Below are 13,199 nucleotides of genomic sequence, written 5' to 3' on the forward strand. Positions count from 1 at the left end.
AAACTGTTACATTTGAACTCGGTGCTATTGTTTCCAACCTTTCAAAGAACTTCACAAATGACAGAACTATAAAGCTCAGCATCTGTCTTCTTGCCGATATCAGTGGACTTGAACCACCAGCGCGCCTGTAACGCTATATCTAAAATTGAACTAACTTGAAGAACTTCGGTGACCCTCTCAGTCACCCCCTCCTAATCGGGGTTGCAAAAGTATAACCTTTTTGCAAACCACCAAACTTTTTAAGAAAAAAATTATCAAATTTTCGTGTAAAGAACTTATTGTGAAACCCTCGTTTTCATTGGGGTTGCAAAAGTATAACCTTTTCTCAAACCACCAAATTTTTTCGAAGAATTTTTAAAGAGCTTCAGTGAAAACCGCTTCTTATTTAGAAGGGGCTGCAAAGGTAATACTTTATTTGATATCAGCAAACATGAATTTGAATTTCTGAATAAAAAATTTGCAATGCTGTTATATCATACTAACGATTCGCTATACATCAAAAGTATATATGTCGCTATCAAACCACCAGTGAGTAAGCGCCACTATTCTTCTATACCAAGAGATATGTACAACCAAATTCTCCTACTAAAATTTTATAGGCTGCGCGTGCGTAAACATTAATTAACGCAGCTTTCTGCGCTTCAAATAATTTAGCAAATAGGCCGGTCTATCCGTTTGAATAATGCGGGTATTTAAAGTATCGATGAGATAACCGTAACCTTTATCAGGATTTTCGAGCGACATATCATCATCGTGTCCTCCGGCCATAGTGTCCCACAATGTATTATACCACACCAAGCTTTTGCCTTTGAGCAGGGCGGATACCTCTTTGACAATAGAATTAGAGTCGGAGACGTACAGCAACTCAAAGGCTACGGGCTTCAGTTCTGTGAGAAAATCCTGAATCATCTGCATCGCATGGGGACGGTCGAGATTTACAATGGGCATATAAATAACCTTGTCGAGATATTTGCCAAACTCCTGCTTTACCTGTGCCACTGATTTGGATCCCTTCATGATGATATGGTTGGTAGTGCCTGTTTTTTCCAACAGCTCATACACTTCATCAAAATAGTCATAAGCTTTATCCAAATTAAGCATGATTCTTCCTTTTGCTACCAATAAAGCTTCTTCCAGTGTAGGTACTTGGTGTTTAGTTCTAATAGCTGCCCCGTTTTTCAGCTTAAGGGTTTTAATGGAGTCCAACACCCACTCGCGTACCTTTCCTTTACCCGTTGTAGTTCTATCAAGTGTGGCATCATGCATCAGAATAAGCTTTCCATCTTTGGTTTTCTGAACATCAATCTCCACTACATCTACCCCCATCTGAATGGCATTTTCAATAGCCTGCAATGAATTCTCAGGAGCATTTCTCCAGTCGCCGCGATGCGCTACTACCAATACTGTTTGGTTGTTGGGGTTAAACAATTTACTTCGAATCTGTTCTACTCTGGTTTGCGCAGCAATGGAGCCAATCAGTAAAAATAGTAATCCGAAAATTGAAACGGTCTGCTTCATTTTAAAAATGATGATTGTGGGATATTTAAAGAGATATTATTAAGCAATATTATCATTGGCAGCAATTACAGGTCTATCTTACAACTCTATTATTCGCTAAAGTTCAATATAAAACTAAGGCAATAGTCAAAACTAATAAACATTCATGAATGCTTTGGTTTGAGCGCAAAAAAATTTGAACCTTTCAACACCATACTACAATACACAAATATATGTACTGTTGTATCCGGTGATGAATACAAAACCAGATAAATTGTTTAAATTCCATTTCCCTACTTTTGTAGTAGCAGCTTTGCCTTAACTATGTTCTCCGAAGGATGTATGAGGAAACTAGGATGCGGGCATAACTGCAACTGGGTTAAAGAATAAAAACGGATATTAAGATGGCAATTGTTGACCTTATATTGCCCAAGATGGGCGAAAGTATCATGGAAGCTACGATTTTAAAATGGCGCAAAAACGTAGGCGATCCTGTACAAGTAGATGAGCCAGTATTAGATATTGCAACTGATAAGGTAGACAGTGAAGTACCCAGTACAGCCGAAGGTACCATAGTAGAAATCCTCTATAAAGAAAATGATGTAGTGCCGGTAGATACTGTTATCGCCAGAATTCAAACCAAAGGCGACGATAATGCTGCACCACAGCAAAATACATTTGCCTCTTCTACCCCATCTGCTACAGAAGAAACAATCAAGGAAACAACCGCCGAAGTTGTATCCAGCGAAATAAAAACAGCGCCCAAAACCAAAAGCAGCGGCTCCAGATTCTACTCTCCTCTTGTGCTTAACATTGCAGCACGCGAAGGCATTTCACTAAGCGAGTTAGAAAATATTGAGGGAACAGGCGCCGAAGGAAGAGTCACCAAGAACGATATACTCAATTACGTAGCCAATCGCAAGCAAAAACAATCTCAACCGGCGGTGAGCGAAACATCGTCACAACAGTTCACCCCACCGGCTATCAGCCGCACTTATAGCAGTGGAAATGTGGAGATCATTGAGATGGATCGCATGAGAAAGTTGATAGCAGAACACATGGTGCGTAGTGTACATACCAGCCCTCATGTAACAAGTTTTAGCGAAGCCGATGTCACCAACATGGTGCAATGGCGTGAATCTATCAAGAAGGACTTTGAAAAAAGAGAAGGCACCAAAATCACCTTCATGCCATTATTTATTGAAGCTATTGTAAAATGCATTAAGAAATTTCCGCTTATCAATAGCTCGGTAGAAGGTGACAAGATTATCGTAAAAAAAGACATCAATATAGGCATGGCTACTGCCCTGCCAAACGGCAATCTTATTGTACCCATTATTAAAAATGCAGACCAGCTGAACTTGGTAGGTCTAGCCAAACAGGTAAACCATCTCGCCGAGGCTGCACGCAATGGTAAACTAAAACCCGAGGATACACAGGGTGGTACCTTTACACTCACCAATGTAGGCACTTTTGGAAGCCTCATGGGTACTCCTATCATTAATCAGCCACAGGTGGCAATACTCGCTGTGGGCGCCATAAAGAAACGTCCTGTAGTGGTAGAAACCCCTCACGGTGACAGCATTGCCATCAGACATATGATGTACATTAGCATGAGCTATGATCATCGAATAATTGACGGTAGCCTAGGAGCCACTTTTGTTACAGCCGTTGCGAAAGAACTGGAAAACTTTCAACCCAGGGAATTGTAATTATTCCCTAACAACAGTAACGTTTTTCTGAGTCTGATACCTTCGTCTCAGCAATAAGGTGTGCAGAGTAAGGGTGAGTAGGATAATGCTTAATCCCAGATAGAACCCCCAACTCATATGATGGTTTTCTTTAAAAATAAGAAACGCCATAATAATACCATAGATAGGTTCAAGGCTATAAGAAAGGTTTACCGTAAAAGCAGATAGTTTTTTAAGAGCATTCATAGAAAATTGAAAAGCTATCACGGAACATAGCCAAGCGAGCACAAACAGCCACATCCAGTCATTAGCTGAGGGGAGTATGGTTCCCACCGGAAAAACTTTCAAATAAAAAGGAAGCAAAAGCGAAAAGGTGAGAAAGCCTCCAGTCATTTGCCACGTCAACACCGTCTGCATATTGATACGTGTCATCTTCAGCTTCAGAAAAATGGGAAATAATGCACCAAAAGATGCCGCTATCAGGCCCAATGCAATACCCAATTTATACCTTGTATCGAAATGAAAAATCAGCGCAATACCTACTACGTTCATCATTCCAAACAACAATTCGGTAGTGTTGATACGCACCCTATTGATTAAAGGCTCTAAGATGGCCGAGAAAAAACTAATCACCGATAAACAAATCAGCCCAATAGACACATTGCCGTATTTGATGGAAGCATAAAAAAACACCCAATGCAGGGAGCTGAGAAATCCAATTCCCGATAACTGCAACATGTCTTTTTTGGAAATATGCTGCAACTTATTCGTCAGATAAAAAAGTATCCAAAGCGTAATTGCAGTAATGCATAAACGATAAAAAACAATCAGCCCTTCGTTTAAAGTGATTAGTCTGCCCAATATCCCTGTAAATCCTGCCAGTAATACCGCAATATGCAATTGCAGAAATGATTTTTTCATAACGGCGCAAGGTAGATAAATTAATAATACACCGGCACGAGGTACAATTACATTCTTAATAATTCTTTTTTAACCAGCCTAAAACCCAGTAAATTTGAAAAAATCCCTGTAGGGATGTATATAATCCGTTGATTGCACCGCAAACTTAATTATATGGCTTCAGATAATATTCGTGTTACTTCAGAAATCGGCACTTTAAGAAAACTGTTGGTTCACAGCCCCGATAGCGGATTGGGGAAGGTAGTACCTTCTAAGGCCCAAGACTGGCTTTTTGAAGACATCGTACACCTAGAAACAATCCGTAGAAAGGAATACGATTATTACATTAAACTGTTATTATATTTTCTGGATCCCACGAAAATCAAAGGACGCCTCTCTGAAATAGACGATCCTAAAAAAAACTATGATTTTTTCAAACCTGCCAGTTCGGAATTTTATAAATCTTCTAATGTCATAGAGATCGAATGGTTATTAGCAGAAATTCTGGAAGACAAAGACATTAAAGCCCGACTGATAGCTTCGGTATGTGCTATAGAGAACTGTAGCTATCGAGTACACGAACAATTGATGCAACTTCCGGCAAAAGATTTAGCTAATGTTTTTATTGCCGGCACTACCGATAATGAAATGCTGTTTCCTCCGGTACCAAATTTTATTTTTACACGTGATATAGGTATCGTTATTAACGACCATATCTTACTCAACAAACCGGCTAAGCAAGCCCGCACCCGCGAAGCATTATTAATGAAGTATATCTTCTATAATCATCCTTTATTCAAAAAATATCAGGATAAAATCATCGAGCTTCCGGAGATACCACAACATTTCCTGCTACCCTCCGACTCTGCCGAAAAACGGGTAACATTGGAAGGAGGCGACATTATGGTTGTGAGCTCTTCGCATGTATTGATAGGCATTAGCGAAAGAACCAGCCTGGAGGCCGCACATCTCGCCATTAAAATATTATTCGAAAAAAATATAGTTGAGAAAGTATCCGTTATCAAAATTCCGGCGAAGCGCGACTACATGCATATCGATACCATTTTCACACAGGTAAAAAGAAACATGTGGGTAATGCTAGGTAAGTTTTCAAAAAAGCATGTAAAAAAGGAAGATGCAGATGATATTCAAAAAGCACTTGACAGCAGACAAAAAGAAGAGTCTATTCAAATTATTCAATTCAAAAGAAAAGCCCCTTCAGATCCGATATATTTTGATACGCTGGAAGATCTTTTAATAGACATTAGTAAAAACGATCTGAATTGTGACGAAAAAGTAAAATTCATTTACTCAGGCAACAACGAATTCCCATTTGATGTACGCGAACAATGGACTGATAGTTGCAACCTGCTAGCATTGAAAGAAGGAGTAGTTCTTGGTTACGATCGCAACGATAAAACCATAGAAGCTTTCGCTAAAGCCGGCTTCAACATCATTCATGTTACGGAGCTATTACAACAATTGGAAAACGACCAAATCACTCCTCAAGCAATAACCAATACATTTATTGTAATGCCCTCGGCAGAACTTTCGCGTGCTCGCGGAGGATTCCATTGCATGAGTATGCCCTTACTGAGAGATGATATAGATTAATAAAGACTCTTTCAAAAAACGATAAGCAAGAAATGACTACATCACATATATTGATGGTTCGACCTGCTGCCTTTGGTTATAATCCCCAAACGGCCGTTAACAATGTCTTTCAGCAAGAAACTTCCGCCACAGATGTTCAAACCAAGGCATTGCAGGAGTTTGACCATTTTGCTGAAGTATTACAACAAAACGGCGTCAATCTTACTATCGTTCAAGACACGAACGAACCGCATACCCCCGACTCTATCTTTCCCAATAACTGGATTTCATTTCATGAAGACGGCACCGTAGCACTCTACCCGATGTTTGCCCTCAATCGACGCGTGGAACGTGACAAAAACGTATTGGATGTAATCAAAGAGCGGTTTCATATACGCACTACATTGGACCTTACGCATTACGAGGGACAAGATCTCTTCCTAGAAGGAACTGGAAGTATGGTACTGGACAGAGACTTTGAACTGGCTTATGCATGTCTTTCACCGCGTACTAGCCCCAGTGTCTTATACGACTTTTGCGATGCTATGGGGTATAGGCCAGTGCTATTTGAGGCCTATGATAAAAAGGGTAAAGAGATTTATCATACCAACGTGATGATGTGTATAGCTGATGAATATGTAGTAATCTGTTTGGAAGCCATAAAAGACGATGTGCAAAGACAGATGCTGCTCAGCCAATTTGCAGAAACAGGAAAATCCATCGTCGAAATCAGCATGGAACAAATGTTTCACTTTGCAGGTAACATGCTCCAGATACACAACAACTCCGGAGAGCCTTTGCTCGTAATGTCTTCGCAAGCGTATCATATTCTGACCAACGAGCAGCGTGATTTTTTACGATCTTTCAATCCCATTGTTCATGCTCCTTTAGCCACCATCGAAGCGCATGGGGGTGGCAGTGCACGTTGCATGATGGCTGAAATATTTTTGACACCCAAAACCGCCGATCCGGCTCACTAAATGAAACGTATTCAGTCCACACCGGGATACGCGATTATCAAGAATTGGTTTCAATCTTTAGGCAATACACCTTTTGCATTTCAGCAAGAGAGCTGGCAAAAATATCATGAGGGATATTCCGGTCTTGTTATCGCTCCTACAGGATTCGGGAAAACCTTTTCGGTGTTTCTAGCATTAATCATCGATTATCTAAACAAACCAGAGGAATATGGTGAGGGATTAAAATTGATATGGATTACACCGCTACGCTCCCTAGCAAAAGATTTGGGCAGGGCGATGCGGGAAGCCTTGGAACAAATAGGACTGGATTGGGAAGTAGGGGTGAGAAACGGCGATACAAGCACAAAAGAAAGACAAAAACAAACTAAAAAAATGCCGGAGGTATTGATCATCACTCCGGAAAGTTTGCACTTATTGTTTGCACAAAAAAACAACTCTACTTATTTCAAACATCTTAAATGTATTGTAGCAGACGAATGGCACGAGCTACTGGGTAGCAAAAGAGGCGTACTTACCGAGCTTGCCATCTCACGTCTGAAAGCTCTTACGAGTAATCTACGTATATGGGGTATTAGCGCTACTATCGGTAATATTGATGAAGCCTTGGAAGTACTCATTCCTTATAAGGATACGCCTAAAACAATTGTACGATCTAAGAATAAAAAGAAAACGGAAATTATACCCATTATTCCTGATGAAATAGAAATATTACCTTGGGCTGGACATTTGGGTACAAAAATGGCGGAGCAAATTGTACCCATCATTCATCAAAGCCGTACTACGCTCATCTTTACCAATACGCGTGGGCAAAGCGAACTCTGGTATCAAGTATTGCTAACAGCAGCTCCGGATCTTGCAGGGCAACTGGCCATTCATCATGGCTCTATTGATATGGAGTTACGTACATGGATTGAAGATCGACTGCATACCGGACAATTGAAAGCCGTAATTTGCACCTCTTCGCTAGATTTAGGCGTAGACTTCAGGCCGGTAGATACTGTTATTCAAATCGGCTCTCCCAAAGGCGTAGCACGATTTCTGCAACGTTCAGGACGTAGCGGCCACTCTCCTTTTGAAACCTCCAGAATTTATTTTCTGCCTACACACTCGCTCGAACTGGTAGAAGCCGCAGCTTTAAATGAGGCAGCTCAAAACGGTATTATTGAAAGTCGCACCCCATTGGTTCAAACTTTTGATGTACTGGTACAATACCTGGTGACATTAGCTGTAGGCGAAGGTTTCAAAGAGCAAGAAGTATTTGAACAGGTTCAACAAACTTATGCATTTACTCATCTACTCCCTGAAGAATGGCAATGGATATTACGTTTTATCACCCAGGGGGGAGAGGTACTCTCCGCTTATGAAGATTTTCAAAAAGTAATTGTCGAGGGCGGCGTTTATAAAGTGAAAAACCGCCGCATTGCCATGATGCACCGAATGAACCTAGGCGTAATTGTAAGCGACCCCATGTTAAAAGTGAAATTCATCGGAGGTGGATATATCGGTATGGTGGAGGAGTATTTTATATCTCGCCTCAATCCCGGCGACACTTTCGGCTTAGCCGGCAAAATTCTAGAGTTTGTCATGATTAAAGACATGACGGTTCTCGTAAAGAAAAGCAAAGCCAAGAGAGCCATTACACCCAGTTGGTTAGGTGGCCGTTTACCTTTATCATCTGACCTAAGCGCCATTTTACGCAGCAAATTTAATCAAGCTTTACAGCCCTCTGCACAAGAAAAAGAACTCAAAAAGTTACAACCGCTGTTCCAGTATCAGGAAGCCTATTCTCATATTCCTCGAAACGATGAATTTTTAATCGAACTCACGCATACCCGAGATGGGCATCATGTATTCATGTACCCATTTGAAGGTCGCTTGGTGCATGAAGTAATGAGCGCCTTAATTGCTTATCGTATCAGCAAGATTCGCCCCATCACATTTTCGATGGCCATGAACGATTACGGATTTGAGTTATTAAGTGACCAGCCTACACCCTTGGAGGAGATAGACTTGAACACGCTTTTTTCTACCGAAAATCTCACGACTGATATTGCCCATAGCATCAACGCTGCTGAAATGGCGGGAAGAAAATTTAGAGACATCGCAGTAATTGCCGGACTGGTAATGAAGAACTATGCAGGCAAGTACAAAAGCGATAAAAACCTGCAGTCTTCCTCTGGTCTTATTTTCAGAATCTTTGAGCAATACGACTCGCAGAATTTATTGATGCGTCAGGCATATGAAGAGGTTTTTTATCAGCAATTAGAAGAAGTGCGCTTAGCCGCAGCACTACAACGCATTCAACAAAGTGCTATCATTGTTGTTAATACTAAAACATTTACTCCTTTAAGTTTCCCGATAAAAGTGGATAGCCTCAGACAAAATCTGAGCAGTGAAGAACTGGACGTAAAAGTGAGGAAAATGCAGGAAGAAGCATTTAAAAAAGCGCATCGTTAGTACGTGGAAATTATTTGCAATAACGAAGTATTAATTCTATCGCCATTAAGAGCTGCTTACTGGCCAAAGGAAAGGACTTTATTCCTGGCTGATTTGCATTTGGGGAAAACGGGGTATTTCCGGTCTCACGGTATTCCAATCCCCTCGACGGTATTGCACGATGATTTGAAAAGATTAGGGAAGCTTATCGAAACGTACAAAGCTCAAAAGCTGATTATTGCCGGCGATATGTTTCATCACGATCTGAATACTGATATCAACATCTTTCAGCAATGGCGTGAATACTACGCTGATATATCATTTATTCTAGTTCCGGGCAATCATGACAAACTACTCCATATCAATTACGAGCAATTAGATATACAGATAACATCAAAAGAATTTGTAGCAGCTCCCTTTGTTATCACTCACGAATTGCCGGAGCCTGATAACAATCGCTTTATTATAGCCGGACATTTACATCCGGGATACCAACTTATAGGAAAAGCCCGGCAATCTTTACGACTCCCTTGTTTCGTTGTATCCTCTCACCACCTTATACTACCTGCTTTTAGTACTTTTACCGGACTATTCACAGGATATAAGAATCGTAATAACACCAGATACTATGTAATAGGGAACGAATCTGTTTATCGGGCTTAGTTCCATCCTTTTGATACAAGCTAAAAAAGAAAAAATCAACATTGAATCAATATATCAACTTATGGCAGTTTTCATATACTGGCATATTCCTTAATCCTGTTCGAAAAGCTCCTGTTCTTCTCGGTCTTCTACTTTAATCTGTTTTAGAAAGTCGTCAAACTCGCTTCCCTCATGGCTACTGTAAGCACCGTAAGCATCGATAATATATCCCAGCTCGCCATCTTTATCTTCCAATACATATAAAACGGCATTGTCGTCTGGATTAGAATCGCCTTCAAATCTGAAAGTGCGGAAAATAATTAGATCCTCCGGCTGATATACCTTGCCGGATTTTTCAGATTTCATTTCTTTATTTTCATTCATGCGAATTTCATTATCTACGCCTCTTTGGCGCAACTTTTCCATCACCTGGCTTAGAGTGGTCATTTCTTGGCGTTTTTCCATATTTTAAAATTTTGGTTATTAAATAAATATTATACTCCTAATAGTGCACAAATCGGACCACTTTCCTCGGATTTGTAAGATTCTGGTAATCGGCCCTATTTTTTTAAAAAATTAAACACTTTACCAGCTTTTCTTTAGACTTTCTTTAAGATTAAACGTCTTTAAAAAGTGCTATGTTATTAATACACCGTACTTTTGCAACCCAAAACCGCCCTGCTGGTATTTTTGGCTGGTTTAGCCGAAGTAGGAGGATTTACAAAAACAATTAACAGAAAGGAATTCAGTAACGCCTTTTATGAAGCAAAAAAAGTATTACATCATCGACTTCGATAGTACTTTTACACAGGTAGAAGCATTAGACGAACTGGCACGCATTTCATTGAAAGACCATCCGCGTCGCGAAGAGATCTACAAAAAAATTGAAAATTATACCAACATGGCTATGGAGGGAAAGCTTTCCTTTTCCGAGAGCCTAGCACAACGCGTAAAACTGCTAGAAGCCAATAAAGATCATCTCAAGAAGCTCATTGCTCACTTGCGAACTAAAGTTTCCAAGTCGTTTTCTCGCAACGCAGCGTTTTTTAAAAAGCATGCCGATGATGTATTGATCGTATCCGGCGGTTTCAAAGAATTTATCATCCCGGTTGTGAAGAAATTTCATATTAAAAAGGAAAACGTATACGCCAATACTTTTGAGTTTGATAAAAACGGAAAAATCATCGGATACGACCGGTCTAATCCTCTCAGTGAAGAAGGCGGAAAAGTAAAGCTGCTCCAACAGATGGATCTGCAGGGTGAGCTGTACGGTATCGGCGACGGTTATTCCGATTTTCAGCTACGCGAGTGCGGACTGATTAAAAAATTCTTTGCCTTTACCGAAAATATCGCAAGAAAAAGCGTTACCGCTAAAGCAGATCACGTTACTCCCAGCTTTGACGAATTTCTATATATTAATAAAATTCCCGGAGCTATCTCCTATCCCAAAAACAGGATCATTACCATCATTGTAGGAGATGTTCCTAAGAAAAATTATGCGTTACTGCAAGAAGAAGGATTTACAGTATATAAAAAGGAAGAAGTAGATGATAAAACCTTTTATCAGGCAGGCATGCTACTTATTGCTGCTTCTTCCGGTATTGATGCGAAAGTGATAAAGAAGTTTTCACGACTGAAAGCCATCGGATATTACGGCAATGCTACACACGATCTGCCTCTTGTTCAATGCACCGAACGCGGCATAGTAGTATTTGACAACAAAAATGGCAAGACTAAAAACGAGGCTATTGCACAACGCATGGTAGATTTTATTAATAAAGGGGCCATCCACAGCAGTAGCAACTTTCCATCCTTGCAATTACCTGCGGTACGCAAAGCACATCGAATTATTCACATTCATAAAAATCTGCCGGGTGTCATGGCCGAATTCAACACTATTTTGGCTAAGCATCGCATCAACATCAGCGCCCAATACCTGATGACCAATGATATGGTAGGCTATGTAATCACCGATATCAACAAAGATTACGATAAGAAATTACTGAAAGAACTAAAAAATATCGAACACACTATTCAATTTAGAATTTTGTATTAACACCATATTTAAATACTACCGATGGCACTCAACAACAAATTATCCGAGCGCGCACAGGGTATGTGCGAACTTTGTACTTCAGAGACCGCTGTTCATGAATATACTGTTAGTCCCAAATCGGACGACAACATCGAGCATCAGGTAGCGCTTTGCGACAAATGTTTACAAGAACTGGAAAAACAGAATGGAGACGGTACTTACTGGCGCTTTCTGGAAGGTACCATTTGGAATCCCGAACCTCCTATTCAGGCTTTAAGCTATAGAATTTTACACACCTATAAGGATCAGGACTGGGCTGCCGACATCATCAACTCCATAGAAGTGGATGAAAATATAGTACAGTGGGCTCTTAGCGCTTTTGAAGTAGAAGAGGTACATCGCGATAGCTTCGGAAATAAACTAGAAAACGGCGATACGGTAGTGCTTACTCAGGCACTGGACGTAAAAGGCACTAATTTCTCAGCTCCCAAAGGCACAGTAGTGAAAAGAATACGGCTGGTTGCGGACAATGTGGAACAAATTGAAGGAAAAATTAACGACCAGACCATCGTCATTCTTACCAAATACGTAAAGAAAGGGTAATTACCGCTCGGGAGAAAGCAAATTTTGATGTAATTTGAAGTGGCTGGAAGGCCGCCCTTAAGCGGAGTTTGGCCAATCCTATTTATCTTTATCCTATGTTACTATCACAGGCAGAAGAAAATTACTTAAAAGCACTATTCCACATAACGGAAGAAGGTGAGGATAAAGAAGGTACCGGTACCAACAAATTGGCCGCTACGCTTGATGTGAAGCCGGCTACAGCCAATGATATGCTTAAAAAGCTGAAAGAAAAAAATCTCATCAGCTACGAGAAATACAAAAAAATCTCTCTTACCGAACAAGGAAGAAAACACGCTATTGAAATTGTACGCAAACATCGCCTATGGGAAACTTTTTTGTACGATAAACTACAGTTTACCTGGGATGAAGTACATGAGGTAGCCGAGCAATTGGAACATATTCGATCGCCTAAGCTTATCGCCCAGCTAGAAAAATTTTTAGGATATCCTGAGTACGACCCTCATGGCGATGCGATACCTAATGCCAAGGGCGAATTGAGACCCAGCTCCCGCTATACGTTGTCGCAGGTAGAGGTAGGTAAAACCTGCAAGCTGGTGGCTGTAAAAGATAATAGCGCTACATTTCTTCAATATGTAGTAAAAGTAGGCCTAGGACTGAGTAGTAAAATCAAAGTCCTCGGTCGACAAGAATTTGACGGCTCTATGGAAATAGAGGTGAAGGGTAAAAGATCGGTAGTAAGCTTGAAGTTTGCGGAAAATCTCTTAGTGACGGTATAAAGCCATTTATCACAACTTGATAAAAAATAGCCGGCTATCTTCCCAGCTATTTTACTTTGATAAT

11 protein-coding genes are annotated in these 13,199 nt (G+C 40.4%); 8 read left to right on the plus strand and 3 right to left on the minus strand.

Going from position 1 to position 13,199, the window contains the following annotated elements:
• Positions 1–621 precede the first annotated feature (621 nt).
• Positions 622–1,518 (minus strand): glycerophosphodiester phosphodiesterase family protein, encoded by an 897-nt coding sequence (locus V2H41_RS09450; RefSeq protein ID WP_330974908.1) that lies wholly within the window; start codon positions 1,516–1,518, stop codon positions 622–624.
• A gap of 383 nt (positions 1,519–1,901) precedes the next feature.
• On the opposite strand from V2H41_RS09450, the gene V2H41_RS09455 reads away from it, so the two are divergent.
• Complete coding sequence (locus V2H41_RS09455) at positions 1,902–3,209, plus strand: dihydrolipoamide acetyltransferase family protein (RefSeq protein WP_330974909.1); 1,308 nt, start codon at positions 1,902–1,904, stop codon at positions 3,207–3,209.
• Here the strand turns inward: V2H41_RS09455 and V2H41_RS09460 are convergent, their stop codons facing one another.
• Complete coding sequence (locus V2H41_RS09460; RefSeq protein WP_330974910.1) at positions 3,210–4,109, minus strand: DMT family transporter; 900 nt, start codon at positions 4,107–4,109, stop codon at positions 3,210–3,212. It lies immediately after the preceding gene.
• Between the two features lie 153 nt (positions 4,110–4,262).
• Between V2H41_RS09460 and V2H41_RS09465 the strand changes: the two genes are divergently transcribed.
• The 4 genes from V2H41_RS09465 to pdeM are packed head-to-tail and all read left to right on the plus strand — an operon-like array spanning position 4,263 to position 9,760.
• Positions 4,263–5,702: an arginine deiminase family protein gene (locus V2H41_RS09465; RefSeq protein WP_330974911.1), complete on the plus strand. Its 1,440-nt coding sequence runs from the start codon at positions 4,263–4,265 to the stop codon at positions 5,700–5,702.
• A gap of 32 nt (positions 5,703–5,734) precedes the next feature.
• Positions 5,735–6,661: a citrulline utilization hydrolase CtlX gene (gene ctlX / locus V2H41_RS09470; RefSeq protein WP_330974912.1), complete on the plus strand. Its 927-nt coding sequence runs from the start codon at positions 5,735–5,737 to the stop codon at positions 6,659–6,661.
• Positions 6,662–9,118 carry a ligase-associated DNA damage response DEXH box helicase gene (locus tag V2H41_RS09475; RefSeq protein ID WP_330974913.1) on the plus strand — a complete coding sequence of 819 codons (2,457 nt, stop codon included), beginning with the start codon at positions 6,662–6,664 and terminating at the stop codon, positions 9,116–9,118.
• 3 nt (positions 9,119–9,121) lie between these two features.
• Complete coding sequence (gene pdeM, locus V2H41_RS09480; RefSeq protein WP_330974914.1) at positions 9,122–9,760, plus strand: ligase-associated DNA damage response endonuclease PdeM; 639 nt, start codon at positions 9,122–9,124, stop codon at positions 9,758–9,760.
• 90 nt (positions 9,761–9,850) lie between these two features.
• On the opposite strand, the gene V2H41_RS09485 is transcribed toward pdeM, so the two are convergent.
• Positions 9,851–10,204, minus strand: coding sequence for a hypothetical protein (locus tag V2H41_RS09485; protein ID WP_330974915.1), 354 nt, complete (start codon positions 10,202–10,204; stop codon positions 9,851–9,853).
• Positions 10,205–10,499: 295 nt separating this feature from the next.
• On the opposite strand from V2H41_RS09485, the gene V2H41_RS09490 reads away from it, so the two are divergent.
• From V2H41_RS09490 to V2H41_RS09500, 3 genes are all read left to right on the plus strand, one after another.
• Positions 10,500–11,795 carry an HAD-IB family phosphatase gene (locus V2H41_RS09490; protein ID WP_330974916.1) on the plus strand — a complete coding sequence of 432 codons (1,296 nt, stop codon included), beginning with the start codon at positions 10,500–10,502 and terminating at the stop codon, positions 11,793–11,795.
• 21 nt (positions 11,796–11,816) lie between these two features.
• Positions 11,817–12,377 (plus strand): PhnA domain-containing protein, encoded by a 561-nt coding sequence (locus V2H41_RS09495; protein WP_330974917.1) that lies wholly within the window; start codon positions 11,817–11,819, stop codon positions 12,375–12,377.
• Between the two features lie 95 nt (positions 12,378–12,472).
• On the plus strand, positions 12,473–13,135 hold the full coding sequence (locus tag V2H41_RS09500) for a metal-dependent transcriptional regulator (protein WP_330974918.1): 663 nt from the start codon (positions 12,473–12,475) through the stop codon (positions 13,133–13,135).
• Positions 13,136–13,199: the final 64 nt, after the last annotated feature.

The sequence above is a fragment of the Niabella digestorum genome (assembly GCF_036409055.1).
GTDB lineage: Bacteria > Bacteroidota > Bacteroidia > Chitinophagales > Chitinophagaceae > Niabella > Niabella composti.